This is a genomic window from Wolbachia endosymbiont (group B) of Melanargia galathea, assembly GCF_964030625.1.
In the GTDB taxonomy this organism is placed as follows: Bacteria; Pseudomonadota; Alphaproteobacteria; order Rickettsiales; family Anaplasmataceae; genus Wolbachia.
The window spans coordinates 421,655-447,927 of record NZ_OZ034910.1 but is presented as its reverse complement, the minus strand read 5'-3'; the positions used below and the strand labels follow the sequence as shown (position 1 = coordinate 447,927).

Annotated in this window: 23 protein-coding genes and 2 pseudogenes; 13 read left to right on the top strand and 12 right to left on the bottom strand. The window is 35.5% G+C overall.

Annotated features, from left to right (window positions below; genetic code table 11):
* Positions 1 to 3: 3 nt before the first annotated feature.
* The 4 genes and pseudogenes from AAHF52_RS02055 to AAHF52_RS02040 form a co-directional block, all read right to left on the bottom strand.
* Complete coding sequence (locus AAHF52_RS02055; RefSeq protein WP_264376936.1) at positions 4 to 1,275, bottom strand: hypothetical protein; 1,272 nt, start codon at positions 1,273 to 1,275, stop codon at positions 4 to 6.
* Entirely contained in the window at positions 1,272 to 1,475 is a 204-nt protein-coding gene (locus tag AAHF52_RS02050) for a hypothetical protein (protein WP_108784583.1), read from the bottom strand. Before AAHF52_RS02050 ends, AAHF52_RS02055 begins: the two co-directional genes overlap by 4 nt.
* Before the next feature lie 4 nt (positions 1,476 to 1,479).
* Positions 1,480 to 2,673 carry a hypothetical protein gene (locus tag AAHF52_RS02045; protein WP_342068476.1) on the bottom strand — a complete coding sequence of 398 codons (1,194 nt, stop codon included), beginning with the start codon at positions 2,671 to 2,673 and terminating at the stop codon, positions 1,480 to 1,482.
* A 20-nt stretch (positions 2,674 to 2,693) separates the two neighbouring features.
* Positions 2,694 to 3,992, bottom strand: a pseudogene (locus tag AAHF52_RS02040) (DUF4815 domain-containing protein); the annotation flags it as partial.
* A gap of 221 nt (positions 3,993 to 4,213) precedes the next feature.
* On the opposite strand from AAHF52_RS02040, the gene AAHF52_RS02035 reads away from it, so the two are divergent.
* Positions 4,214 to 5,227, top strand: a complete 1,014-nt coding sequence (locus tag AAHF52_RS02035) for an IS110 family transposase (protein ID WP_264376686.1) — start codon at positions 4,214 to 4,216, stop codon at positions 5,225 to 5,227.
* Positions 5,228 to 5,356: 129 nt separating this feature from the next.
* On the opposite strand, the pseudogene AAHF52_RS02030 reads toward AAHF52_RS02035, so the two are convergent.
* The 8 genes and pseudogenes from AAHF52_RS02030 to AAHF52_RS01995 form a co-directional block, all read right to left on the bottom strand.
* Positions 5,357 to 5,989 (bottom strand): annotated as a pseudogene (locus AAHF52_RS02030) (DUF4815 domain-containing protein); the annotation flags it as partial.
* A gap of 15 nt (positions 5,990 to 6,004) precedes the next feature.
* Positions 6,005 to 6,688 carry a hypothetical protein gene (locus AAHF52_RS02025; protein ID WP_108784542.1) on the bottom strand — a complete coding sequence of 228 codons (684 nt, stop codon included), beginning with the start codon at positions 6,686 to 6,688 and terminating at the stop codon, positions 6,005 to 6,007.
* Positions 6,689 to 6,778: 90 nt separating this feature from the next.
* Complete coding sequence (locus tag AAHF52_RS02020; protein ID WP_342068475.1) at positions 6,779 to 8,827, bottom strand: AAA family ATPase; 2,049 nt, start codon at positions 8,825 to 8,827, stop codon at positions 6,779 to 6,781.
* 17 nt (positions 8,828 to 8,844) lie between these two features.
* Positions 8,845 to 10,083 (bottom strand): AAA family ATPase, encoded by a 1,239-nt coding sequence (locus AAHF52_RS02015; RefSeq protein ID WP_264376934.1) that lies wholly within the window; start codon positions 10,081 to 10,083, stop codon positions 8,845 to 8,847.
* Positions 10,080 to 10,580, bottom strand: coding sequence for a hypothetical protein (locus AAHF52_RS02010; RefSeq protein ID WP_264375362.1), 501 nt, complete (start codon positions 10,578 to 10,580; stop codon positions 10,080 to 10,082). The genes AAHF52_RS02015 and AAHF52_RS02010 overlap by 4 nt, the downstream gene beginning before the upstream one ends.
* Before the next feature lie 37 nt (positions 10,581 to 10,617).
* Positions 10,618 to 11,406 (bottom strand): AAA family ATPase, encoded by a 789-nt coding sequence (locus tag AAHF52_RS02005; protein ID WP_226079816.1) that lies wholly within the window; start codon positions 11,404 to 11,406, stop codon positions 10,618 to 10,620.
* An 11-nt stretch (positions 11,407 to 11,417) separates the two neighbouring features.
* Positions 11,418 to 12,239 carry an ATP-binding protein gene (locus AAHF52_RS02000; protein WP_264376933.1) on the bottom strand — a complete coding sequence of 274 codons (822 nt, stop codon included), beginning with the start codon at positions 12,237 to 12,239 and terminating at the stop codon, positions 11,418 to 11,420.
* A gap of 94 nt (positions 12,240 to 12,333) precedes the next feature.
* The gene (locus tag AAHF52_RS01995; protein ID WP_264376932.1) at positions 12,334 to 12,828 is read right to left on the bottom strand and encodes an RNA polymerase sigma factor; all 495 of its coding nucleotides are present in this window, start codon (positions 12,826 to 12,828) and stop codon (positions 12,334 to 12,336) included.
* Positions 12,829 to 13,419: 591 nt separating this feature from the next.
* On the opposite strand from AAHF52_RS01995, the gene AAHF52_RS01990 reads away from it, so the two are divergent.
* From AAHF52_RS01990 to AAHF52_RS01935, 12 genes are all read left to right on the top strand, one after another.
* Positions 13,420 to 13,872, top strand: coding sequence for a crossover junction endodeoxyribonuclease RuvC (locus AAHF52_RS01990; protein ID WP_226079873.1), 453 nt, complete (start codon positions 13,420 to 13,422; stop codon positions 13,870 to 13,872).
* A gap of 103 nt (positions 13,873 to 13,975) precedes the next feature.
* On the top strand, positions 13,976 to 15,196 hold the full coding sequence (locus AAHF52_RS01985) for a DNA modification methylase (protein ID WP_253303060.1): 1,221 nt from the start codon (positions 13,976 to 13,978) through the stop codon (positions 15,194 to 15,196).
* A 133-nt stretch (positions 15,197 to 15,329) separates the two neighbouring features.
* Positions 15,330 to 17,222, top strand: a complete 1,893-nt coding sequence (locus AAHF52_RS01980; RefSeq protein WP_108784567.1) for a hypothetical protein — start codon at positions 15,330 to 15,332, stop codon at positions 17,220 to 17,222.
* A 183-nt stretch (positions 17,223 to 17,405) separates the two neighbouring features.
* A complete protein-coding gene (locus tag AAHF52_RS01975) occupies positions 17,406 to 17,888 on the top strand; it encodes a hypothetical protein (RefSeq protein ID WP_342068474.1) in 483 nt (160 codons plus the stop codon).
* Between the two features lie 14 nt (positions 17,889 to 17,902).
* Positions 17,903 to 19,393, top strand: a complete 1,491-nt coding sequence (locus AAHF52_RS01970) for an ankyrin repeat domain-containing protein (protein ID WP_405197536.1) — start codon at positions 17,903 to 17,905, stop codon at positions 19,391 to 19,393.
* Entirely contained in the window at positions 19,390 to 21,234 is a 1,845-nt protein-coding gene (locus tag AAHF52_RS01965) for a phage terminase large subunit family protein (RefSeq protein ID WP_342068473.1), read from the top strand. Before AAHF52_RS01970 ends, AAHF52_RS01965 begins: the two co-directional genes overlap by 4 nt.
* Before the next feature lie 244 nt (positions 21,235 to 21,478).
* Positions 21,479 to 22,822 carry an IS110 family transposase gene (locus AAHF52_RS01960; RefSeq protein ID WP_262986668.1) on the top strand — a complete coding sequence of 448 codons (1,344 nt, stop codon included), beginning with the start codon at positions 21,479 to 21,481 and terminating at the stop codon, positions 22,820 to 22,822.
* A 13-nt stretch (positions 22,823 to 22,835) separates the two neighbouring features.
* Complete coding sequence (locus AAHF52_RS01955; RefSeq protein ID WP_264375273.1) at positions 22,836 to 23,069, top strand: gpW family protein; 234 nt, start codon at positions 22,836 to 22,838, stop codon at positions 23,067 to 23,069.
* A gap of 39 nt (positions 23,070 to 23,108) precedes the next feature.
* Entirely contained in the window at positions 23,109 to 23,396 is a 288-nt protein-coding gene (locus AAHF52_RS01950; RefSeq protein ID WP_007302904.1) for a hypothetical protein, read from the top strand.
* 15 nt (positions 23,397 to 23,411) lie between these two features.
* On the top strand, positions 23,412 to 23,687 hold the full coding sequence (locus AAHF52_RS01945) for a type II toxin-antitoxin system RelE family toxin (protein WP_127463629.1): 276 nt from the start codon (positions 23,412 to 23,414) through the stop codon (positions 23,685 to 23,687).
* 128 nt (positions 23,688 to 23,815) lie between these two features.
* Entirely contained in the window at positions 23,816 to 25,213 is a 1,398-nt protein-coding gene (locus AAHF52_RS01940; RefSeq protein ID WP_264687457.1) for a phage portal protein, read from the top strand.
* Positions 25,213 to 26,256 carry a S49 family peptidase gene (locus tag AAHF52_RS01935; RefSeq protein ID WP_264376332.1) on the top strand — a complete coding sequence of 348 codons (1,044 nt, stop codon included), beginning with the start codon at positions 25,213 to 25,215 and terminating at the stop codon, positions 26,254 to 26,256. The genes AAHF52_RS01940 and AAHF52_RS01935 overlap by 1 nt, the downstream gene beginning before the upstream one ends.
* Positions 26,257 to 26,273: the final 17 nt, after the last annotated feature.

Here is a 26,273-nt window from a genome sequence, read left to right as displayed (position 1 = left end):
TTGTTACCTCCAAATCTCATGCGTGTTAGATAATCCTGGACATTGCCAAGCCCTTAGCGTTCTCTCTACATCTATCTCAAGCCCTGTAGTTAAAAAATTGCTCCGAAAGTTATAAATACTCCACCTCATAAACCAACTGTAATGGTGATAATCAGATGTGTAAAAATATGGCGATGCGTAAAATAAAATTGCTACTGTCTTATTTGCTGGCACAGTAATATTATTTGAACTACTAAATACTGCAGAATTAGTTGAGTAGTTGTAAATATTTGTCCAAGTTATTCCTGAGATTGCCGATTTATTAGTATTAACGTGACTAGGTGTTCCTACGAATAACCCTGCTCCTTCATATCCTGAACTCCAACGTGATGAACCACTAAAATGAAGCGTTCGTGTTTTATCGCTGTTTGTAGTGTTTTTTACAAATATTACTCCAAGTAGTGCATATGGGTAACTGTATTGATCTGAGCTGTGACTACGACGTAAAAATGCTTTTCTGTACAGAAATTTACCGTTACTTCCTTGTAAGAAGTACAACTGTGGTGGATGATAAAAACTAGAATACGTACAATCATAAGTATTACTACCTGCAAGGAGCTGCAGCATATAGTCGGTTTTTGCTGTATCTTTATACCACTGCCCTAATTCTGTTTTGAAATAGCCATTATCATCAGACCAACCATAGTCATTATATCGATTAAGAATGCCAAACAGAAAAGGTAATGATTCAGGTTCAACCATATTGCGCTTTCTTATCTCTTTTATAATTGATGACCCATTTGGCACATCATTAATCGAGTTAAATTTAGTTGTAAGGATTTTTAATTGGTCTTCTCTAGTTTTTATTTCTTTCATAACTGATGAACCAGTTGGTATATCGCTTATGGCTTTAAGGCTATTTAATGTGTTTCTTATGCTATTTAGATCTCCGGCATTATTGATGGTGGCAACATGTGAATCTTTTCTGCTATCAAGTAGTGATAAATTTGTAATTCCTTTTTCATCTATTTTCTTTAATGACTTTCCTTCTAATTCAGAGATTGCTGCTAATGCATTGTTTTTACTACTATCTAATTTATTTAAATGACTTGTGCTACTGTCAAGAAGTTCTTTTAATTTTATGTCAGTCATCTGTACAATATCAAGTACTGTACTTTGCCCAGCAATAGACTCTAGAGATTTTGCGAGATATGCGAGTTGATCAGGGGTAGCATTTACAGATAGATCTTTCAGTCTCTGATGCAATGCATAAACTACTTCTTTGGCGATAGTCATCTGTTATTACTCCAAAAATTCAAAAAATTCTCAAAATTCAGTCGTTCAAATGCTTTTTGAAGATCGTTGTGTTTACTTTCCCTCTCACTCATATCTTCATCTATTTTTTCTACCGCTTTGCGAATACGTACCACATCTTGCACAGCAATATTCTCTGGATGTGGTAAAGGATATCCGCGCCTCGTTTCATTATTTGGCATTTTTTTACGTTATAACAATCCGCAAGTTTTTTACCTTTGGCCGATAGACAACCGTTCCACTTAAAACTAATTTTATCCTTGTCTCATTGCCATTAAAGTTTGTCAGCACATGAGTTCTCTCTACCCAATTTTCTCCAATTGGTTTTCCTGATGTTAAATTTACTAATTGCCAATCCACATTTTTTTGCACATATGCTTTAACATCTGCAGTGCCAGGTATCAGCGCATCATATGTTATGGTAATCTTAGTGTTAGCTCCTGCTGTAATGCTTCTTGTAACATAATCTCCGAACTCTGAAAGATTACCCAGAACTAACTGTAACCCAGGATAAAGAACTGGACTTTTTTCTCGCCCTCCTTTTAGGCTTGCTTTTACCGTTAATTCCCCATTTATTCTTTCACGCAGTGCGAGCGGCAAATTATCAGACAAAAAATTTTCTTTTCCTTCTTCATCTGTTAAAATAAATTCTACATTGGTATCAAATGCTACTTTTTCGACGTTCGTCAAAACAATTAAATCTGATACGTTATTTGCAGTAACCTTGCCAAGATCAATAATGTGAGAAACTTCGCTAAATTTTGCAGCCAAAAGCCGAAACGTTAAATCTAAGTTCTGATGTGGAGTCCAAGTACTTGCGTTGCTAGATGAGAGTAATACTCCTACTTGATATGGCTGACTCGTTACCCAACGGCTATTTACTGCATCATATTTGCCAAGTTTTGCTATTTTTACTGCAGTACCCTGATCATCAGTAAGCAGTACTATTGCATACTCTCGTCCTGCATGGCAAAACACTGGTGACCAAGTAATACGTGTTGCTGTGCCATCCACCTTTATATCTCTTGGCTCAATATAACTTTCAGCAATGACAGTCTGCGAGGGCATTCCCACTGCTGTTTCTCTAATCTGCACAACAACACGTTTTTTGCCTTTATTTACAAACCATAGTTCCACGCCTCCTATGTGCCTACTTTCATTTAGAGTAAATGTTTGCGCTAAAGGATCAACTCTTCTTGCCGCGATAACTCTTCTTCTTTCCTCTATGGTAATTGTTTTTTTACCAGTATAAGTTGCTTCTCCATAACTGCCTTTATCACCGAAGAACTGCACTAACTTAGTTCCAGCAGGAATGTTTCTTGGTACAGTAAATCTTCCTTTTATTTTTCCTCTGTTATCAGCAATAAATGTTGCGATCATGTTTTTCTTTCAAATATTTTCTATGCTTGAGGTTGAATAAAAATTCCATCAAACTTTAATTCCTTAAGCTTTTCACCAGTTGCAAAACCCTCAATCTCAAAATTTTGAGTTGCTTCTCGCATAAATTCAGTTTCGTATGAGGTACTTGACAGCAGCTCTGTTGTTTCTTTAACATTAAATACTCTGGTTACTGGACTTTTCCAATTTGTTTTTACCTCCGTCCAGTGATCAATATTTTTATTTAAAGTAATTTGTGCTGGTACTGGATCAAAGGCTTGATACGGATTAATTTTTTCTCCTGTAGTCTGTAAAAGCTGCTCCAGTACCGGTTCAAGTTCATACGGCAACAAATAAGTTTTTTCTCCTCCATCAATATCAGCAATCGTTACATCTATTGGTAAAATTAATTCCTTGTTTACTATCGCTGCAGACTGCGAAATTCCTTGATCACGCATATCATCATCGAAGAACGAATCAACAAATACTCCTTTTTTCGTTGTAGGTTCTCTTGAATTTGCATCACTGCGTAAACGTTCCTCTGCAACCAGCGCATAAAGATCATTTATTCCTTTTTTCATTGCTTCAAGCTCATTCATCGGTACAGCATGAATAGCATTATTCACTATTTTTACCCCTTCGCCTTTCTTCCACGTCTGATGAATGTAGCAGAGCAAAAGTTGTCCAGAGGGCGCTTTAGGCATCGATGGTCGCCAAGAATGGGAAATTCCTTTTATTCTCCTTACCACCCCTTTGCTATCGATAGTAATTAAATCAAAGCGGGGCATTTTCCAGGTATAATCAATCAAAACCAAGCTGTTATCAACTGCTCCTTTTACTTTACACCCCTGCTCACTTATATCTTCAGGACTTACATGAGTGCGACAGCGGTAAGTTATTTGATAACTACTTCCAGGAGCTGGTTCTTTGCCGGGTAATGACCAATCAATATTTCCTGCGTTTAGTTTATAATCTACACTATTTTCATAAATAACATTACCTTGTTTAATTTGAATAATTTCAAGTACTGCAGAGTCAGGTATTGGATCAACAGCTCCTGAATATGAACCATGAGTAATGGTAATGGTTTTTTGAACAGTTATATCTACTTTTTTAATTTCACTTATTGGAAAATCATTAACCTTCAGTTCCATTACTCTTTGGCTATTTGGCTGAAAAGTATGTGGTTCTGATTCAACTGATTTTATATCTGGATCTTCATCAAAAGAAATGCGAATACTGTGAGGTAACTCAATCTCATAGCCATCAACATGAGCTTTTCCCTCATTAATTACAAATATTTTTTTTCCTCCTTCCCCCTTGTATCTTGTAAAAAGCATCTAATGTTTTAAGCTTAAGCATTAGGTGGAGGAGGGAAGAACTCTGTTTCCCCTCTTAGATATAAAATCTGTAAGAAAGATAAGAGTTCCCTCCTCAAAAGTATAGGCTGGACGGTATCGTAGAAAGACCTAAATGGCTCTAATTCTGTATCCACAAGGTTAGCCTTACTTTTCGTTTTAAATGGTAACGTATGGGGTTATATATGATCAACAACTTTCTTGGAATTGATGTATCAAAAGATCGCTTTGATGTTTTTCTTTCATTCATAAGTAAAAAAGAAAAGCGTGAAACTAGGAAAAGAAGCTTTAAGAACGATGATCTTGGGTTTCAAGGTCTGCTGAGTTTTCTACAAAAGCATAATGTGGAAGAAGTAAAGTCATGCATGGAGGCTACTGGTTGTTATAGCGAAGCTTTGGCTGAATTTCTGCACAATGCTGGACATTTTGTTAGTGTTGTAAATCCTTATTGTATTAAATCTTATACAAGGAGTAAACTCGTAAGACAAAAGAATGATCAGACTGATGCAGAAATTATTGCTGATTATTGCCAAAGACAGGAACCAACTCGTTGGACACCACCTTCTTCTGAAATGAAAAAATTAAAACATCTTTATCGTTGCTCAGTTGCGTTAAAAGATGAATTAGCATTAGTAAATAACCACCTAGAAAAAAAAGAGAGACTGCCTAAAGAAGTTGCAAATGCTTGGGAAGACCTTGCAATGAATATAGCTCAAAAAATAGAAACAATAAAAAACTCCGTACGTGAACTATTAAAGCAACACAAAGAGTTGTTGGAAAATTTTCAACTTCTACTGACTATTCCAGGCATAGGAGAGGAATCAGCAGTAGCTATTTTAGCTGAAATCCCTGACATAAAAGCTTTTAGAGATGCCAGGCAATTGGCAGCATATACAGGAGTTATACCGAAAAATATAACATCAGGTTCATCTGTACATTCTAAACCAAGATTAAGTAAATCAGGTTCACAAACATTACGTAAGGCCCTTTTCTTTCCTGCCATAGTAGCCAAGAATCACAATCCTATCATTGTGAGTTTTTGCCAAAGACTAAAGAAGAAGGGTAAGCATAATATGGCAATTGTGGGAGCTGCAATGCGTAAGCTACTCCATATCATTTTCGGTATCCTGACATCCAAAAGTGCTTTTGATCCAAATCATATCAAGAATTACAGAACTAGGATGTTGACTGTAGTTTAAAATCAAAAAATGCTTCCAATCCATTCAACATATTCACTAACTGTAATCTGTGTACTGTTACACAATCAGAAGTATTTTTTGATTTTATGATACAGCTTGAGTAATTTTTTTGTTGACTAGCAAGACAGTATCTTCCTTTTGCAGGAACATTACTTCAAGGCCATTTACAACGTAGGAACCATTTGCCTCTTTGTCATAACGAGCAAGAGCAGTAGTTACTATATTTGCTTGTGGTGGCGGTGAATGTTCTATCAATACTCCATTTTCAATATTGTAAATTGGGTAAAATTCGCCATTTGTAGAGTTAACAGTAACACTTTCTACTTGGTATCCCCAAATGGTGGAAACTTTAAGCCTTGCAGCTCCTACTTCCTGATAGTTTCTTGTACCAATAGCAGGATCACGAAGATTTTCGTCCTCAAGTTCTGTAATGGTAGATTCTACGTAATAAACACCTATACGCACTGTGGTACTCAGTGGAATAACAAACTCTTTTGCCTCTACTTTTCTCACCGCTCCACGAAGATAGATTTTTCCTGACTCAAGTGTAACTTTACCAGTTTCTCTATCTATAATACAATTGCTTCCTGTTATAACATCGCCATCACGAAATATTGCATCGCCTATGCCTTTAAGCTTAGAGAGAGCATATTCTTGCGTCTCGTTTAATTCTGCTGACTGTAGACCTCTTCCTGCTAGAAACAAGCTTTTTTCGTATTCTTTGTCAGGATTAAAGCGGTTATAATAGCTATTTAAGGTCATCTTTTTTCTCTTTTTCTAAAATGTCACTACAAACGAAAAAGTTTCCCTGGTTGCTGAAGTCCTAATGAGCGGTACTGTATGTTCTAAAACTAATAAGATCCCTGGGTCTTCTATATCTTGTGGTTCAAAATACCTTTGTCCAGGAGGCAATTTTTCTTTTACCCTTGTACCAACCATAACTCCTAGTTCCCTTATCACTTGATTTGCTGCATCCGTGAAATCGAAAGTAAATTTAAGGTACAAATTATTGGTTGGTACATTTGAGGACCTAAACCTCCCTGTTGGAGTCAAAAGCTCTCCATTCTCATCACCTGTGCAAAAGAGAACCTCATCTGCAGTACGTCTGCCAAGTTCATTCAAGAGCTTTATAGAATTTATAGGTTCAGGTGGTGTGCTTTGAGTATATTCTACAGTAACTGCACTATTTGCCGTGATAGAGCTATTTTCCGTAAGTTTTATTACACCAGTACTGCTATCAACTGTATAGTCTATACTTGGCTGATAAATTATTTGTCCTGTAAAAACCCTTACATCTTTAATAGTGTGGTGATCTAGAGCTATTTCACCCTCAACAAAAACTTTTTCGACCTGATGGCTACTTTCCCAATTTGAGTCACCACTGCCCCAGGCAAGATGTAGAGACTGCTCTTTTATACTTGCTGCTATTGCTGCTCTTCCTGACTGTGTGAGAATTGACATTTTTAATTAAGTCTCCTATATTATATATGTACGATGACTTCAAAATTCGTCCGCAAAAATCAAAATATTTTTTTATATCAGAAAAATTTTTTAGGAGAATAGCTCAGCTCCACAGCTAAACTTTCCAACACCACGAGCAAATGGTCCGCTAGGAATGTCAAGCCATTTATCTTCTTTTGAACCAGTAGCCATTCCCTTAACCAGCTTCCGTGCTTGTAACAGCTCTTGAACTATACGCTCCATTCTATCTCTTCCTATACTGTGAAACTCCTCAGGTAGTCTATGCCGCTGTTTATACACTCCTGTACTTCCTGTATGGGTAAATGGATGTCCAGAAATTGCTGCTCGTGTAATTGCAGTTATAAGATGCTGCTTTGAATCTTTTTCGTTCATATTTTTTATTCTTAATCTTTCAGTTATGTCCTCTAACAATCCTGTTTCTTCATTTCTTAAATAAGTGCGTAAAGTGCGATCAGCCAAACCGTTTGCTTTAACAATTGCTCCATAAAATAATGCGTTCTGTCTTACAGATTCTCCTATTGATTTAAAAATTGTCAGTTTAGCTGTATCTTCCACAGACCAAAAAGCGTATGAACACCTAACACCATTAACAAGAGCAGATGTACCTCTAATGGCATCACGTGCTTGCTCAACAGTCGATATAGGTTTTTCACTTTTTGGCTTTCTCATATGATGGGCAGTAATTATTGATGCTCCAGTGCTACCTGCTAAATCAGATAATAAAGACATCAAATAATCGCCTACGGCTGGGTCAGTATTTAAATCAGCATGCACGAATGATGCAAGTGGATCAAATACGATTAATTTTAAGTCTTTTATTTTATTAAGTTGTTTTGTTATCGATTCAAATTCAGGAGAAGTCTCTATAACTTTACCTGAAACACTCTTTATGATTGTAAGTGATCCACTAACATTTGGTAATGGTAAAATAAAGAGCCTATCTTTATATTTTAATCTTTCGCATTGCGAATCAAGACGCTCTAAACGACGATGTATTTCACTCATATCATCTTCTGCTGAGAAAATTACCACAGATCCATGTTCAGTAACTAAAGGACCAAAACCACATGGCTGATCTTTTCTACTCGCAACTTTCAGTGCTAAATCAAGCAGAAGCATACCTTTACCAGTATCTCCCATTGCAGCTAGAATAGATGTCACTCCTAAAGGAAATAACCCTTCAACAAGAAACTTTTGCTCTGGTACTGGACCTATAAAACGTTCCACACTCCATTCTTGAATATTAAGAAATTGCTTAACGATGATTTTTTTCGAGTTATTTTCAATGAATTCAGGAATATTCATCTTTTCTTCTATACCATCAGCTGAATCCCATCCTTTTGGTTTATTCTCCGGTATTTCAAGAAGAGTAAGTGATAAAACACCAAGAAAAGTAAGCTTTTTCACAACTTTCTCAGCATATTGTTTACCTGGCTCATCATTGTCTGGCCAAATAATAACATGCTTACCCTTAAGTGGTGACCAGTCTGTTTTTTCTATTGGTGCATTTGCTCCTAACATTGCAGTTGTGGCAGTCATACCTTGCTCTATCAGAGCATCTGCACACTTTTCACCTTCAACTAAAATCACCTTATCAGATTTCATGATACCTGGAATATTATATAAAGGCCTGGTCTCTGGTAGAGTAAAACTAGACCTTTTTACATCAAAAGGAAGATATCTTTTTCCTGAATCAGTGTTATAACGATAAACTGTAACAATCACTTGATCACTTTCATCGTAATAGTTCCATGATGCCGTTGGTTGCCCCAGAGTGTTATTTTTTTCCGAATAACCAATCCACTTAGCAATATCTTCTATCGTATCAGTAAATTGATTTTTTCCAGTAACAGCAGCCCAAAGATCAAAAATATCTCCTCCTTCTTCGGTAGAAAAATCATGCCATAATCCGGCTTTACTGCCAGTTAACTCCACTATCATACTTTGTCCTTTATTGCCTTGTAGATCACCTACATAGAACTTATCACCACGAAAAGTTCCTCTTGGCAGTAAATAAGAAAGACATGACCTTATATTTGATAGGAGTTGAGTTCTTAACTGTTCTTTCTTCCCTAATAATTTATAATGTCCATTTCTTTGTGAACAATAAATATCCATACCTACCTGAAGAATTTTTATGTTCTAGCTATAACGTTAGCAGATTTCCAACATCCATTAATCTTATTGATGAATTTTGTTGGTATAGATCTACCGTTTCTAAGTTCATATACTACTTGTAAGATATTTGTACGTTTATTGGGTTGAAATATTACTATTCCAGATGTATAAAAACTTCTTAAAGCGTTAGCACCAACGAGAGCTTGAAATGGATTCTTTTCCAATATAGAGGTAGGTACTTTTTTGGTGTGATTTGTGATGATTATTCCAGCCATAGGATTAATCTTGGAACGTAGTTTTTCTATTGCATGCTGCAGACCATAGTTAACGGAATTATAAGGAGAATCAATCACAACTAAATCAAACTTTTCCTCTACCATATTTTTTATTTTTTCTATACCTTCTTCATTTAAGGTCAAATTCATCTTGTTCGTCACAATTAAGTTTTCTGTTGCTAAATGAGGAAGTTTGTTGAGTTGTTGTATACGTTCTCTAATGTAATCATATTCCATTTCGTTTTGTAGATAGAATATTTTTAGCGGTCTTGTAGGCTTCATGCCAAGAAATGATCTTCCTGCTGCCAGATGTACTAATAGAGAAAGAAGAAAATGACTTTTGCCAATCTTTGGAGTACCACCTATGACCAAAAGACCACCTGGTGTCAAAATTCTTGGGCCTATTATATCTTGTGGCATTGGTGATTTGTCATTTAAGTAATGGTTTACAGAAAATGCTTTTCCTTCGTTTTGTTTTTCTTGTAATATGGAACTTCTTTCATCTTTACCGTTCAACCATGTTTCAGCAGAATCTATATTACCTTTAACTAAAGTCCAAAGGTCTATTATATTTCCTTTCTTTTCTTCGATCAGGTTGTACCAATTTCCTGCATTTTCTCCTTCCATTTCAACTATTATCTTATTTCCATTTCTACTGCCAATATAGAATTTATCTTGGTAAGATTTGCCTTCAGGTAACAAATAAGATAAACAATCTTTGATGTTATTAATTAATAATGATTTTATTTTCAAAGCATTTTTAGATGAAAAATCCATAAAATTCTCCTTGTTTATTCCAAATTTGTTCAACATATTTTTTAGACGTTTAAAGTCAAGATTAGCCAGCTCACAAACAGTTTCAAAAGATCGTGAGCGAATCCATTGACAAGCCTCTTTTTTAAGTTTAGGGTTTTTTCCTGCTGCATCCTGAATAGCTCTAGTAATAACAGCAGCCCACAACTTTCCTTCGTCATACTTCAAAATGGCAACCAATCATCTTGAAAACTTTTTTGTAATTCTGGAGTAATAACTGTAGTAATCCTATTTCTATCTCCGTATGTATTATTAGTTTCAACGCCTACTTTTACTGTAAACTCTAAATCGTTGAAATCAGCTATAGAGTTTATTCTTCTAGCGGTAACTGCTTTCTCTGAAGTGTCATTTGCATGAATATTTCTGGATGATTCCAAAATACTACGCAGCATAGAACGTCCAGATTCTCCCCAGATGTCTTCTTCACCTTCTGCTTTGCCATTTTTGATACCTATAATCTGAAAAATCTTGCGTTTTGCATATGGGCCTTCAGTGACGGTAAATTCTACATTTAAATAGATACTGCCAGTAGTGTAGTTTTTAGTGAACCAATTTTCATAACCTCCAGGCTTTATTGCCATTTTTACCTTGACTATTGTACCTTTTGGTATTAAACTGCTTTGCAGTTTCGCGTTATTAAAATCAGTTAAAAAATCTTGTAGCATACGCTCTCCTATAAGTTGACTTTAAAGTGAAAATTAGCTATTCCATTAGCTGCCAATGACCATTTATCTTATCGACAAGTTTATTTTGCACGCGTTCACCATTACGAAGCTCAAATACTATCTGGCGTACACTACTTTCTTCATCATGAGCAAACATCACCATACCAGTACTGTAAAATCCACGTAAAGATCCAGCACCACTTAGGCCTTGGAATGGATCTTCTTCGAGCATCTTTTTTGATAATTTTTTTGTATGATGAGTAAGTACAATACAAGCATCTGGATTGACAGCACTGCGTAGCTTTTCAAGAGTCTTTTGCAGAAAAAACAGCATAGCACTATTGTCATTTTCATTTCCATATTCACTGCTAAAGATGTTACGTAATGGATCTATGGCCAAAACATCAGGTTTAAAGCGTTCATTTACAATCTCCTTAATTTCACTTATTTCATCATGATTAAATGATAAGTGCACTTTTGGCGTAATGATTAAGTTGTTAGCAGCTACATTCAAAAGTTCATTATCAAGTTGTTGCAAACGTTCTTTCATATATTCATATTCAATTTCAGTTTGCATGTAGAAGATTTTCAAAGGTCTATTTGGTGTCATACCGAGAAATGATCTACCAGCAGCCATGTAAACAAGCCAAGAGATCAAAAAGTCGCTTTTGCCAATCTTAGGAGGGCCACCAAATACTAACAAACCTCTTTTAGTTAGAATTCTTGGTGAGATTATATCCTCTGGTATTGGCGATCGATCGTCCAAGTATTCTTTCACACTGAAAAAAGGAATTTTTTGACCAATAGTTAAAAAGTTTTGTAGCATATAATAACCTCCTATATGTTGGGCGTGACAGGTTGAATTGCAAAAGCTTTAGTTTTAATTTTTGTAAGAAGTTTTCCTAGATGCGGTTCTTCAACCATATTAAGGCAACCACTTCGATCTTTAGCAGGATATCCCCAAGAATTAATCGTCTGACAGACAAATGAACGAACCTCTGTACTATCATCTTTCTTGATTCCAACCATACTGATTACCTCATCAACAATACCTGGAATTTCACTTGCAGTTTTAGCTCCTTCACATTGAGGTAGCCAAGTTGAGCGATTGAAATCATCGAGGTATTGTCCAAGAGTTCCAACTGTAATGATGTCTTTATTTGGAATATGTTGAAACTGATTGAGCCAAGCCATCATTTCTTGAGCAAGTAACCCGTAAGCAGCTCTCATATCTTGTTTTCCTGATCTTTCAGAAAAAGCTTCAGGTTGCATTTTTGCCCATAAAAGACATAAACGCGAGGCTACTGTAATACTATCGATAAAAACACATCGATACTTGAGAAACTCCGAAGCAAGCTCTTTGTATTTACTGGATACATGCTCATAGTGTCTTTGGCTATATGCTGAGTCAGATTTTAACGCAGGATTAGGACCACCTATGAGACATGCAATATCTCTTGCCTCATTCCAAGTACGAATACTTACAGAATCCCCTTGCCAATCTTGAACAGCAAGTAAACCTGCCTCAAAATCAAGACAAAGTGTTGGTTCATTTATGGTCTTTAAGAGACTAGTTTTACCTATACCATAAGGACCAAAGATGACCATTTTTATACCTGTTTGAACTTTTAGCCGTTCATTGCTGTTCATTATTTTCATTTTTCTCCCAGTACCTAAATATATATGTACGATGACCTAGGCAATTCGTCCGCAATTTGCAAAAAAAAAATTTTGAGCAAATATAATCGAGAGCTTATAACTTCTCTAAAACTGAGAATTTATCGCGTATTCGTTCTAGTGTGCGATAGATAGTTGTCTTTGGTATTTTGGTTATTACAGAAACTTCAGTAATAGTAAATATCTTAAGTAATTGACATAAATTACTATCTTTTTCAGACAAAGTTGAAATTATATTATTTATATCAGTGCGAATTATCGCTTCGATTTCCGAGTTCCTATGATCTGGAATATCGTCGTTTATATCATCAAAAGTTATATTACGTTTTAGACACAACTGATTGCGTAACATATTGCGAGCACAATAATTAGCTAATCTAGCAACGAAAGTACTAAAACTACTTCTTTTCTCATCGTGCTGGTTAAGATATTGCCAAACCTGACAAAAAAGCTCTTGTTCTATATCTTCGAGACTTTCGTTAATAAAACAGCTTTTGGATTTAAGGCGCGAAGCTTGAAATCTCACATGTTTAACAATTGTAGAATCGATTCCTTGATAAGAATTCTTCATAAAAACTCCAAAAGTTTCATGAATAGAGATTTTTACCAAGACTTTGTATGACTAATTTATTATAAAAAAGTAGTAATAATTTTTTTATCTAAAAGAATAAAATCTTTAAAAGTTAAAATAAGATTTAAACGTTTTGATACACTACTGAAGCTATTTTTTCATAGGTAAAAAACTACCAATTTCGTACCTAATTTCTGAGTTACTAATTAGTATTTCAGAAAGCAGTGATCGTTAAGTTATTGATAATATTGTCTTTTTTATGTTCTATTCCTAAAAGCCGTTTCTAAAGTTAAGTGGCTAAAATCGGCCAGTGAAGAGGATTTACGGATTACTGAAGTCTTATATATATTATATATATATTTAAATACAGGTAAAATATAATATATGATAATATAATAATATAAATATTGGCGTAATATAAGTTATGTAAAATAGTTATTAAGATAAGTAAAGATGAAAAAAACTCAAATGGCAGGATATGAAATTTTTTTTAATTTTTTTTCAAAATTGCGGACGAATTTGCGAGTCATCGTACATATATATTATACAGGGCATTGAACTTTAATTACACAAAGGAGTTTTTGTACGTCAATCTTAACGCTAGATCTCGGCAAGCAAACCGGCTGGGCAATTCTAACAGATGGAGTAATTGAAAGTGGAAGCAAAAGCTTTCATGGTAGCCGTTTCAGTGGAGGTGGAATGTGTTTTTTAAGTTTTCACAATTGGCTTAATTCTTTGAAACATGAGTTCACTGCAGTGTATTTTGAGGAAGTAAGAAGACATCTAGGAACTGATGCAGCGCATTGCTATGGCGGTTTTCTCGCAGTTCTGTCTGCTTGGTGTGAAGAGAACAATATTCCCTACCAAGGTGTTAATGTTAAAACTATAAAACGCTTTATAACAGGCAAAGGCAATGCAAGTAAGAGTGAAGTTATTGAAGCGATACGTGAAAAAAGTTTTTCACCTAGAGATGATAATGAGGCCGATGCTTTGGCATTAATGTTCTATATTAGTAAAGATATTAATAAGACAAAAAACCCATGAAAAGTGGGTCCTTTCGGCCATAATGGCGGGTTTGGTGGGTTCAACCCCAGGCCTTCTCTAGCGTCAGATATATTTTAAATATTAACTTTTTAATTATTAAGATATGAATTTAGCAATCCACTACTATCCTACTCGAAACCTAGTTGAATATGAGCGTAACCCACGTAAAAATGACGATGTGGTCAACAGAATGTGTGCTTCTATTCGAGAATTTGGCTTTCGTATACCAATAGTTGCAAAAAGTGATGGCACTGTGGTTGATGGTCATTTAAGACTTAAAGCAGCAAGAAAACTTGGTATGGAAAGTATACCAGTGGTCTTAAGTGATAATTTAAATGAACCACAAACTAAAGCTTTTCGATTACTGGCAAATCAATCAGCTAATTGGGCAAAGTGGGATGATGAGCTTTTGAAAGTAGAAATTCAAGAGTTAGAAGATTTACAGTTTGATCTTAAAATGACTGGATTTGAATTAGAAAAAGTTCAACATTTCCTTGATGATTTAGATAGTGAAAAAGAAGATTTTTCTGACTTGGTTGGTGATGACAAAAAGGTAGAAATAACAAAACCAGGTGATCTATGGATTTTAGGTGATCATCGAATCTATTGTGGTGATAGCTCTGTAGTTGAATCATATAAAGCGCTGTTAGATGATAAAATGGCAGACATTACTGTTTGTGATCCTCCATATAACGTTGATTATGGTAGCAGTCAAGAAAGAGAGGATAAAAAGATACTAAACGATAATCAAGGTGAAAAGTATGAGCTTTTTCTCTATGATATTTGTACTCATATTTTAGCATATACTAAAGGTGCAATTTACATCTGTGCATCATCATCAGAGTTTTCAACGTTGCAAAAAGCATTTGAGGAAGCGGGAGGAAAATGGTCAACTTTTATCATTTGGGCGAAGAATCACTTTACGCTAGGAAGATCAGATTATCAAAGACAATACGAAGCAATGCTTTATGGATGGAAAAGCGGCAATAAACGTGAGTGGCATGGCGGTAGAAATCAAAGTGATCTGTGGTTTTATGATAAGCCAATACATAACTCACTGCACCCAACAATGAAGCCAGTAGAGCTAATGGAGAGAGCAATAGTAAACAGCAGCAGATCAGGAGACATAGTACTTGATCCATTTAGCGGTTCTGGAAGTACACTGATTGCATGTGAGAGAACAGGAAGAATTTGTAGGACAATAGAGCTAGATTCAAAATTTGTAGATGTAACCATAAAACGTTGGCAAGTGTACACAGGTAGGGAAGCAATTCTTTCTGGTGCTGGTAAAACTTTTTCAGAGATTCAAGAAGAAAAACAGTAAGAAAAAAGTGGAAAAGATAACGCAAACAGAAATTTAGTAAGCCTTGGTAGTTGTAATATTAATTTACTGGTATATACCGTATTTTAATGAGTTTAGCGTAACAAATAACTTTGGATTAAATGTGGTGTACTTAATGAATCAAGAAAAGACGTTAGCTGGAGTAGTAACGTCGCAAACAAATAATGAAGCATCGTTTTCTGAAGAAGTAGAAAATAATGTTTCAAATTCTACACTATCTGTTAAGGAGAGAATTGAATTGTTTGAAAAAGGTACGAAGCAAGAACCTGACCTGAACACTGAATGCAAACTAGCTTCTTTAAATGTGATTAGCAATAGTAGCGATAGCAGTATTACAGCAAAAATAGACGAAGCAGGTGCTGATTTTTCAGTGAGTTGTTCTTCTTTAGTATTTGATGATGGTAAAGACATAGAGGACGAATTTAATGCAGTTTGTGAGGCAAATGGAATAGAATATAACCGTCCGTATTCTCTTGATCAGCTTGAGGCAGCATCCAACACATCTTCCAACCCCAAAATAGACAATACAAAAGAAATGCAAAAAGAGGAAGAGGATAAAGAATTAGGAGATAAACCAAAGCCGTTACCTAGGAATGGAATGTTGGAGAAGGACAATATTAGAAATGTAGCTCCACCTTCACCTAGAACAGCAGAAAATCATCGGTTGAGTATTATTCAGGATATTGCACCACCAAAGCTACCACATTCTTCTTTCCAATTAAATGGAGAAAAATGTGATGAGCAAGAAGCTATAGGAGAACCTATGTATGCAACTATAGACAAAAATAAAAAATTCTCGAAAAGAGGTTTAGATGGTGAAATAAACGATCAAAGTCCGGAGATGGAAAAGTCAAATTCTGAAGAAACATCAATTAAGAAAGGATCAGAAGATATAATTGGTGAACCTGTAGATCTGAATACAAAATTTTTAAAAAAGAGTTTGGAAGGAAGTGATAGTGGAATAGACAATAGAAGTGCAGAGATGACAAGATCAAATTCTCAAGTAACAGAAATGAGTGAGTTTTGTGGCAGTCAAGGATGGGAGAATATGTCATTAAATCATGATAGTCCAGTTACACTTTCAACTAGCTCATCAGAAAAAAGTGATAATGAAGAAACCCCGTTAATTAAAAAAGAAAAGAAAACAAATAGAATTTTGCCAAGAGTAAAATATGCAGTGCAGCAGAAGGAATTTGTAATTTTCGGTATAGCTGCTGTTGCACTTAGCGCTTCTGCAGCTTTGGTATATCTACAGGATAAAGGACAATTTATTGCATTTTTTGCAAACAGCCCTCTCTATATTACTATGCCAATGATAGCAATTACTTCATTGCTTGCAATTAGCACAATATTTTGTGGAATAAAGCAATTTAGAGATACTGAAGAGTGTCAAATAGGAGGAAAGAATGCGAATGAAACTTTGAATCAGGTGCTAAAGTATCAACCAAAAGATAAAGTAATAAAATCATTCAAACTTGAATACAGCAATGGTACTCATTCACATTTTACACTTAACGCTTGGAAGGGTAAGAACAACTTCATTAATATTGACGACAAAGTCATTAGTAGAAGAAATAAAGTAGAATCAGTAATCAAAGATAGGCCATTATTTACAGCATTATTAAGCAGTTTGGTTGCTGCAAATATAGTATTGCCTTTATTACTGTATGTAGAAGGTGGTATTAATAGTGTACAGAAGTTTTACCAGAACGCTTTGATTAATAACGTAGGGTTATCACTACTTATAGGCTCGAGTATACTTGCACTATCAGTGATATTCCTTGGAGTACATTACTACAGAAAAACAAATTGCACAAATCTTGTATATTGTGAGGAAAGAATTGAACCAGAAAAAGTTAATGGAAAGTTCATTGAGGAAATAAAGGAAGCAAGGACAAAAGTGCTTGAAGAAAACCATAGTAAAGATGCCAAATGCAGCAGTTTAACGCTAGAGCAAGTAGTGGTTGAATCTCATAACTACAAAGATGCAATTTATAGTATTAGTTGAAAATGGCCAAATTTCACTATGTAAAAAGAAAGCAGCTATAAACCGGAGTACTTCGCTCTATATTAGTAAAATATCTCTAAGACGCCGGCAAGTATAAACAGGTAGGAAATTGCTGATACTGGCAAAACCTTTTCAGAGATTCAAGAAGAAAATTCGTAGAAACAAGAGAGAGGAGAAAAAAAAGTGAAAATCACACAAACAGAATGGGCAAGAGAGATAGGAGTATCAAAGCAATATGTCTGTTATTTAGTAAAAAAAGGAATAGTTGAGTTGGAGGATGGTTTGATCAATAGAGAACAAGCAAATGAAGCGGTGGCAGCAATAAGAGATCCAAGTCAGCCACTTAGGAGGAAAAATCCAGAAAACGAAAATACAAGTAACCTTTCCACGATGTTGCTAAAAACTAGAATAAAAAATGAAATGGAACGAGGTAAACTTCTTGAGGCAAAAGCTAAGGTTGAGATAGGAGAACTTGTCTCAGTAGAAGAAGTAGAAACTGAAGCATTTAATGTAGCAAGAGTTGTCCGTAATAATTTGCTTAATATTCCAAATAGGGTTTCAGCGCTACTTGCATCACTGAGTGATACTGAAAAGATTCATATGGCGCTAACTGAAGAGATTACAAACTCATTACAAGAATTATCTAATACTAAATTTCAAATATAAAAAAGATTTTGAATATAAAATGGCTAAGTTTAGAGTTAATAAAGTGTCTAATCAATCAACCAGGATTAGATGTTAATGTTAGAGGATTAAATGGAAAAACCCCACTACATTGCGCTATAGAATTTGACGAATTAAGTATGGTAGATCTGTTACTCACGAAAAAGAACATTAATCCTTTTATAGAAGATAATGATGGTAAAACATCTCTTGATTACGCCAAAGAAGGGAAAAAAGCAGAAATATTACAAGCGCTAATCAACAATAAATACGGATCAGAGCAAGATAGTTTACTTCATTTAGCTGCAATGATAGGTGAAGTTAATGCAGTTAGATATTTGATAGGAAAAGGTATTGACGTTAATGTACGAAATGCTTTGCATCATACGCCATTACATCTAGCAGCAGGGATAGGACATGGAAATGTTGTCAAAATTTTAGTAAAAGAAGGAAATGCTGAAATAGATGTCTTTGATGCACGAAATCAGACACCAATGCACTATGCAGTTAATAACAAAAAGTTAGAGATAGTAAAGTTACTGCTGAAACTTGGAGCAGATGTAAATAGTGCACGCATGGAACAAAACTCAATGAAATTGTCGCCTGTGCATATAGCTGTAAGTAATACTAATTACGATGAAAGAGACTTATGTCTTGATATCCTCAAATGCTTAATAAAGGAGCCTAATGCTCAAGTCAATTTGCAAGACTACGAAAATAAAACACCACTACATTACGCTGAAAGACTTAAAACAATAGAAGTTTTACTAACGCGAGAAGATATAGACCCTCTGGTAAAAGACGATAGCGGCAAGACACCATTTGATTACGCTAAATCTGAGATAAAGAAGGCTTTGGTGAGTAATAAATACGGTTCTGAAAAGAATAGTCTACTCCATTTAGCTGCACAAAGAGGAGAAATTGAGATTGTAGATGCAATTTTAAAAGAAGAAATCAATATTGATATTGTAAATAATAAAGGTCTATCACCGATTTACCTTGCTGCGGAAAAAGGGCATTTACATGTAGTAAAGTTATTGCTGAAAAAAGGAGCAAATTATACACCTGTTTTGCACTTAGCAATCAAATCAAACAATTTAGAGTTACTTAAAGTTTTGTTTACTGAAAAAAATGGGTCTTTGCTCTGCAGAGATACCGTTGTTAATTTTCCAACCCTTCATAATAAATATATAGCACAGAGAGAAATAGCAGATAAAAGGACGAAAAAACATAATAATATTATCTGCATCTATACTACAGTCAGCGCAACAGCAGTAGCAGTATATATAGGGTTGATAACAACAACAATAAGCAGTGCAATCATTTTTGCAACAATAACAGGGATATTTGCGCTTGTTATAGCAATAATGATAAGTGAGGTGAGCAAAAGATATATAGAAAACGAATTTCAGAAAAAGGTGTTTATGGAATTGGAGGAGTGTGGAGGAATAAACTCTACTGTTAACAATATTGAGATAGAACCAATTATGAGTAGATGCAGACAATGATATACGCTAGAGCTTTTTCTGAAGGTTTAAGACCAGATTCGTCGCTTAAAGTATCAGAGTGGGCAAATGAGTATCGAGTTTTAGCAGCAACTGCAGCATCAGAGCCAGGGAAATGGAGAACAGAAAGAACTCCTTATTTAAAAGAAATAATGGATTCACTTTCTCCTTCTTCACCTGCAGAAAAAGTAGTATTCATGAAAGGAGCGCAGATTGGGGGAACAGAAGCTGGTAACAATTGGATAGGCTATATCATCGATCAAACACCAGGGCCAATGCTAGTAGTACAGCCAACAGTTGAAATGGGAAAACGTTGGTCAAAAGGAAGATTTGCGCCACTGATTGAAAGTACACCATGTTTAAAAAGTAAAGTAAAAGACCCAAGATCAAGAGATTCAGGGAATACTGTACAAAGTAAGGAATTTCCAGGTGGAATAGTAGTAATAACCGGAGCAAATAGCAGTGTAGGCCTCCGATCTATGCCAGTAAAATATCTCTTTCTTGATGAAATAGATGCCTATCCAGGAGATTCGGGAGGTGAAGGAGATCCAGTTTTACTCAGCATAGCCCGTACTAATACATTTGCACGGCGAAAGATTTTTTTAGTATCAACGCCAACGATTCATGGAATAAGCAGAATTGAGAAGGAATTTGAAGCTACAGACAAGAGATATTTTTTTGTACCATGTCCGCATTGTAATTATTACCAAATTTTAAAGTGGTCACAAATAAAATGGGAAGATAAAAATCCAAATACAGCACACTATATGTGTATAGAATGTGGTGAAAAGATAGAAAATCATCAAAAGACAGAGATGCTAGACCGTGGAGAATGGAGAGCTACAGGGGCAAAAGAAGGGGAGAAAAAAGGATTTCATCTTTCAAGTCTTTATAGTCCAGTAGGCTGGTATAGTTGGCAACAAGCAGTAGAGAACTTTCTCCATGCAAAGGAAAGTGAACAATTACTGAAAGTTTGGATAAATACCACGCTTGGAGAAACCTGGGTAGATAAAGGAGAAGTACCGGACTGGAAGCAATTATTTAACAGGAGAGAATTTTTTCAGATTGGCACAGTACCAAAAGGCGAAGTAGTTCTCACAGCAGGAGTAGATGTTCAAAAAGATCGCTTGGAAGTAGAAGTTGTAGCCTGGGGAAAAGGCAGAGAAAATTGGTCAATAGACTACCGAGTATTTGAAGGAGATACAGGAAGTGGAGAAGTATGGGGAAAGCTTTCGGAGCTCCTCAATCATCATTTTATCGGTGAAAATGGGCTTGAATATATGATAAGTATGATGGCAGTAGATGCTGGATATGCAACGCAGGAAGTATACAATTGGGTGAGAAGTCATCAAGGATCAGGAAGAGTAATGGCAGTGAAAGGTGTAAATAAAGCGTTAGTGCCACTTAGTAGCCCAAGTAGAGTAGATATAACAGTTGGTGGTCAAAAATTAAAAAGAGGAATAAAGCTCTGGCCAGTAGGAGTATCAATATTAAAGTCAGAGTTATTTCAACTACTTAATATTTTGAAAGAAGAAGAGGGAAAAGCTCTACCTGGATACTGTCATTTTCCTGAGTATGCACCTGAATATTTTAAGCAGCTAACAGCAGAGCAATTAGTCAGCAAGGTAGTAAAAGGATACACCAAACAAGAGTGGCAAAAGGTAAGAGAAAGAAATGAAGTACTAGATTGCCGGATTTACGCAAGAGCAGCATCTATTGCACTTGGAATTGATCGTTGGCCAGAGAGTAAATGGAATAGTTTAAGTGAAAAACCAGAAAGTAAAAAATCAAAGAAAATAGTGAAAAGTAAATGGATCAGCACCGGAACAGACAAAATCTGTTAAACCAGAAAGAAACGTCCTAATGCACATTGCAGTAATTTTTGGATATAATTTTATGAAGAAGTGCTTCTGCAGTTATAATCGAGTTCGCAATGGTGCAATAAATGCCCGTGGATCAGTATGATTTTGGAAGGGACGGTCAAACCATTGATGGAGCTTCTTAGCTACCTCGTTTAGAAGATTGTGTAATATAACCGCCCCAAGCTAAAGCACTTCTTCATTATAAGGTATATATAAGGGATTTTATATGGCAAAAGCAAAAAGTAAATTAGAAGTAGTGAATCCTAATGCAGCAGGGATTGATATTGGTTCATCTGTACATTATGCATGCGTACCAGAAGGGAGAGATAAACAACGCGTTCAAAAATTTGGGTGCTTTACAGTAGATCTTCATAACCTAGCAAAGTGGTTGAAAAAGTGTGAAGTTAGAACGATAGCCATGGAATCAACAGGAGTATATTGGATTCCTTTGTTTCAAATACTTGAATCATATGGATTCGAAGTTAAACTGGTAAATGCACGACATGTAAAAAATGTACCTGGAAGAAAATCAGACGTTCAAGATTGCCAGTGGTTACAGCAATTACATAGCTATGGGTTACTTCAAGGATCATTTAGGCCTGATAACCAAATTTGTGTACTACGTGGTTATAATAGACAACATGACAACCTGATAAAAAGTGCAGCTGTACACACTCAACGTATGCAAAAAGCATTAATTCAAATGAACATTCAATTACACAAGGTTATTAGTGATATTACAGGTGTAACTGGTATGCGAATCATTAAAGCAATAATTGCGGGTGAAAGAAACTCTAATAGATTGGCTGAATTGAGTGATAGACGAATAAAAAATGACAGATCAACCATAGCAAAAGCACTAACAGGTGACTATAGAGAAGAGCATTTGTTTACATTAAAGCAAGAATACGAAGCATATACTTTTTTTCAAGAGCAAATAAAAGAATGTGATAAAAGTATGGAAAACTATTATAAAACACTTGAAACAAGATCAAATGAAAATAAGCAATGCAGTAAAGTAAAGAGGTCTGCAGGAAACAAACCAAACTTTGCTGCACACGAAGAATTGTATCGAATAACTGGCATGGATTTCACCAAAGTTCCAGGGCTTAATACATCAAATATACAGACCATCCTCTCAGAAGTTGGTCTTAATGCTAATAAATGGCCATCAGAAAAACATTTTACTTCTTGGTTGGGATTATGTCCATTTAATAGGATTACAGGAGAAAGAGTGATTAGAAGTGGAACTCGTAAAGTAATTAACCGTGCTGCAAATGCTTTTCGACTTGCTGGTTATTCTATGTTGCACAGTAAAAGTGCATTAGGTGCGTACTGTAGAAGATTGAAAAATCGATTGGGAGCACCAAAAGCAATAACTGCTACAGCAAGAAAATTAGCATGTATTTTTTATCAAATGCTGAAATGTGGACAAGAATATGTAGAAAAAGGAATGGATTATTATGAAAAGTTATATAAGGAAAGAGTAGTAAAGAATCTGGGTAAAAAAGCCAATGAATTTGGTTATATCCTGATAAAAAAAGATGAGCTGATAGGGGAAGTTTCTTAGAAGCAAGTAGTAAATGTATAACGAAGATTATTTAATTCAAGTCGAAGAAGCGATAAAGAAGCTGCAAAGCGGAGAGCGAGTAGTATCAATTGCATATGGTGACCATGTTGTGAGATATGCTGAAGTTCAGATAAATGATTTACTAAACTTAAGACAACGTATTAAAGCTGAACTGAAAGTTGCAGGTGTGAGACCGAAGAGAAGAATTGTGATTGCGACAAGTAAGGGGATTGACAAAATTGTGTAAAAATGTTATAGTTTAAGATTGGTATTTTCTAGTTAAAATATGGATCAAAGTCAAGAAAGGCTTAATGTTAATGTAAATTTTGAGGGGGAATTTGCTCACTACCTTATAGAAATGGCAAAAGTTCAAAATAGAACTATAGGAGAAGTTGTAAAGGACCTAGTGGAAGAAGAAATTGAAGCAAGCAAATTATCTGAAGAAGATGATGAAATAGATGAAGTAGATATAAAGTTGGCTAAGCTTTCTCTTGAGCGTGATGCTAGAGGTGATGAAGAAATTAGAAGTGAGGATGTAGATTGGAATAGAATATTATCTGCAAAAACAGTCTAAAGGTGGAGATACAAGCTGGGATACGATATTATCTATTCAAAAAGAGTTCTTGAGGAGGACTTTCTTGCATTACCACAAACGATAAGATCTAGAGTGAGAAGAGCTGTAGATAGTCGTCTTGCAACCAACCCTAAAGCAATAGGTAAAGCATTATCGCATGAATTCAAAGGGTATTTTAGGATACGAGTAAGTGATTATCGTGTAATTTATAGGATAAATTACTCAAAACACACAGTAACTATTACTGCAATGGGACATCGGAAGGACATTTATGAACGCAGCCCAGAATAAGCGTTGGTATTTGTGCAAGAGCCTCATGCATAATTTATAAAGTGTTAACAGCCAGACTCTCCAGCAGCTTGCTGTAATTTTTTAATGTCAAATTGCGCAACAAACTGCTGCATAATCAAAGAGGCAAAATGCTATTAAAATCGTTCAAACAACTATTTAGTAAGCCAAAAATCAAAAGCTCAGCGTGGGATGCAGCAGGCTCAGGAAGAAGATTTTTTCACTTTCAACCAGAGTTAGGAAGTATAAACAATTTGCTGTCTCAAAGCCTTGAAACTTTACGTAGTAGATCACGTGATATGGTGAGAAAAAATCCTTACGCTGCAAATATAATTGATACGATAGTAAGTAACTCTATCGGAACAGGAATAAAACCACAATCAAAAGCAAAAGATGGAGAATTTCGAAAGAAAGTACAAGAATTATGGCTAAAATGGACAGACGAAGCAGATAGCTGTGGAATAAGTGATTTTTATGGATTACAAGCTCTAGTATGCAGAAGTATGATAGAGGGAGGAGAATGTTTTGTACGTTTAAGAACGAGAAAGCTGGAAGATAGATTTTCTGTGCCATTACAACTGCAAGTACTTGAGTCTGAACATTTAGACAATAAAACAAATCAAACTTTAGCAAATGGTAATGTAATAAGAAACGGGATTGAGTTTAACAAGCTTGGGCAAAGAGAAGCTTATTACTTATTTAAAGAACACCCTGGTGAAAATACCTTTGGAGAGTCAGTAAGAGTGCCAGCAAACGATGTTTTACATATCTATAAACCACTGAGACCTGGACAAATTAGAGGGGAGCCTTGGCTTTCTAATATACTGCTAAAGCTCTATGAACTTGATCAATATGATGATGCAGAATTAGTGAGAAAAAAGACAGCAGCGATGTTTGCAGGGTTTATTACGAGACTCGATCCTGAGGCAAATATTTTAGGAGAAGGTGAAAGTAATGAGCAAGGAGTAGCACTATCTGGTTTAGAGCCAGGAACAATGCAGCTTTTAGACCCAGGAGAAGACATAAAATTTTCAGAACCGTCAGATGTTGGAGGAAGTTATGAAGCGTTTATAAGACAGCAACTCAGGGCAATAGCGATTGGTACAGGGATAACATATGAACAGCTAACAGGAGATTTAACAGGTGTTAATTATTCATCCATTCGAGCAGGATTAATAGAGTTTCGTCGTAGATGTGCTATGCTGCAACACAACATTATGGTATTTCAATTTTGCAGACCAGTATGGAGTAGATGGCTAGAGTTAGCAGTACTTTCTGGAGAACTGAGTACAGATGAAAAAGTAGTGAAAGAAGAAGTAAAATGGATACCACAGGGATTTGATTGGGTGGATCCACTGAAAGACCAGCAAGCACAGCAAATGGCAGTAAGGAATGGATTTAAGAGTCGATCGGAAGTAGTATCAGAAATGGGTTACGATGTTGAAGAAATTGACCAAGAAATAGCAGAAGATCAAAAGCGTGCAAATAGTCTCAACTTAATATTTGACTCTGATTGTAAAGGATTATGATGCTCTTAGGAAAACCATTAATGCTTGAACCAAGGAGTTTTGAGCTATTGTCATTAAACAATCAAAAACATCCCACGTTTAAAAACATAAAGCACTCCATCAAAAGTAACGTAGAAAGAACTGCAATTATACCAATTCATGGAATTTTAACTAAAAAACCGGGTGCGTTTGATGAAATGCTCGGGATGACATCATATGAGCAAATAGAAGTACAAGTAAAGCAAGCATTAGAAGATAGTAGTATAGAGACTATTTTACTGGACATAGATAGTCCCGGAGGAGAGGTAAACGGTATTTTCGACTTAGCTGATTTTATCTACAGTGCAAGAGCAAAAAAGAGAATTGTGGCAATAACAAACGATGATGCATACTCTGCTGCATATGCTATAGCTTCAAGCGCTGAGAAGATTTTTCTCACCCGCACTTCTGGTGTTGGCAGTATTGGAGTAATAGCAAGTCACATAGATCAAAGTGGGTTTGATGAAAAATGTGGAATAAAATACACAACTATTTTTACAGGCAAGAGAAAGAATGATTTAAATCCACATGAGCCTATTAACTCTGAAGGTTTAAAAAGTTTGAGAGAGGAAATAGATCGTTTATATGAGATGTTCGTCCAGCTAATAGCACGTAATCGAAATCTTTCTATAGAAGCAATCAAATCAACGGAAGCAGGGCTATATTTTGGGGAGAAAGCAGTAGAAATAGGCCTTGCAGACGGAATTACAATTCTTTCATCTATTAATAAAAACAGGAGTATTACTATGAATGAACAAACTACAAATGACCTAGAAACTGATAATTTAACCAAGTATCGTACTGAAGTTCTTGAATTAATACGTTTATGTAATTTATCGAAGATGCCAGAAAAGATAGGAGAATTTATTGAGCAGGGCGTAAGTGTTGAGCAAGCAAGGGAGGTTTTAATGGAATTACTTGCAGAGAGAACAAAGAAGACAGAGATACTGAGTGCAATACCACAGAATTCAGGAGAAGATTTGATGATACAAGTAGCTAAAGCTAGAGCACAATCAAGTATTTAAGTTTTTTTATAACCGCC

What these genes read in the sequence shown, in the direction of transcription:
- AAHF52_RS02010 (WP_264375362.1), bottom strand. Translation starts at nt 10,580, where the DNA reads ATGCTACAAGATTTTTTAACTGATTTTAATAACGCGAAACTGCAAAGC.
- AAHF52_RS02025 (WP_108784542.1), bottom strand. Translation starts at nt 6,688, where the DNA reads ATGTCAATTCTCACACAGTCAGGAAGAGCAGCAATAGCAGCAAGTATA.
- AAHF52_RS02045 (WP_342068476.1), bottom strand. Translation starts at nt 2,673, where the DNA reads ATGATCGCAACATTTATTGCTGATAACAGAGGAAAAATAAAAGGAAGA.
- AAHF52_RS02020 (WP_342068475.1), bottom strand. Translation starts at nt 8,827, where the DNA reads ATGGATATTTATTGTTCACAAAGAAATGGACATTATAAATTATTAGGG.
- AAHF52_RS01985 (WP_253303060.1), top strand. Translation starts at nt 13,976, where the DNA reads ATGAATTTAGCAATCCACTACTATCCTACTCGAAACCTAGTTGAATAT.
- AAHF52_RS01935 (WP_264376332.1), top strand. Translation starts at nt 25,213, where the DNA reads ATGCTCTTAGGAAAACCATTAATGCTTGAACCAAGGAGTTTTGAGCTA.
- AAHF52_RS01950 (WP_007302904.1), top strand. Translation starts at nt 23,109, where the DNA reads ATGGATCAAAGTCAAGAAAGGCTTAATGTTAATGTAAATTTTGAGGGG.
- AAHF52_RS01965 (WP_342068473.1), top strand. Translation starts at nt 19,390, where the DNA reads ATGATATACGCTAGAGCTTTTTCTGAAGGTTTAAGACCAGATTCGTCG.
- AAHF52_RS02050 (WP_108784583.1), bottom strand. Translation starts at nt 1,475, where the DNA reads ATGCCAAATAATGAAACGAGGCGCGGATATCCTTTACCACATCCAGAG.
- AAHF52_RS01955 (WP_264375273.1), top strand. Translation starts at nt 22,836, where the DNA reads ATGTATAACGAAGATTATTTAATTCAAGTCGAAGAAGCGATAAAGAAG.
- AAHF52_RS02005 (WP_226079816.1), bottom strand. Translation starts at nt 11,406, where the DNA reads ATGCTACAAAACTTTTTAACTATTGGTCAAAAAATTCCTTTTTTCAGT.
- AAHF52_RS01980 (WP_108784567.1), top strand. Translation starts at nt 15,330, where the DNA reads ATGAATCAAGAAAAGACGTTAGCTGGAGTAGTAACGTCGCAAACAAAT.
- AAHF52_RS01940 (WP_264687457.1), top strand. Translation starts at nt 23,816, where the DNA reads ATGCTATTAAAATCGTTCAAACAACTATTTAGTAAGCCAAAAATCAAA.
- AAHF52_RS01960 (WP_262986668.1), top strand. Translation starts at nt 21,479, where the DNA reads ATGGCAAAAGCAAAAAGTAAATTAGAAGTAGTGAATCCTAATGCAGCA.
- AAHF52_RS02000 (WP_264376933.1), bottom strand. Translation starts at nt 12,239, where the DNA reads ATGAAAATAATGAACAGCAATGAACGGCTAAAAGTTCAAACAGGTATA.
- AAHF52_RS02035 (WP_264376686.1), top strand. Translation starts at nt 4,214, where the DNA reads ATGATCAACAACTTTCTTGGAATTGATGTATCAAAAGATCGCTTTGAT.
- AAHF52_RS02055 (WP_264376936.1), bottom strand. Translation starts at nt 1,275, where the DNA reads ATGACTATCGCCAAAGAAGTAGTTTATGCATTGCATCAGAGACTGAAA.
- AAHF52_RS01995 (WP_264376932.1), bottom strand. Translation starts at nt 12,828, where the DNA reads ATGAAGAATTCTTATCAAGGAATCGATTCTACAATTGTTAAACATGTG.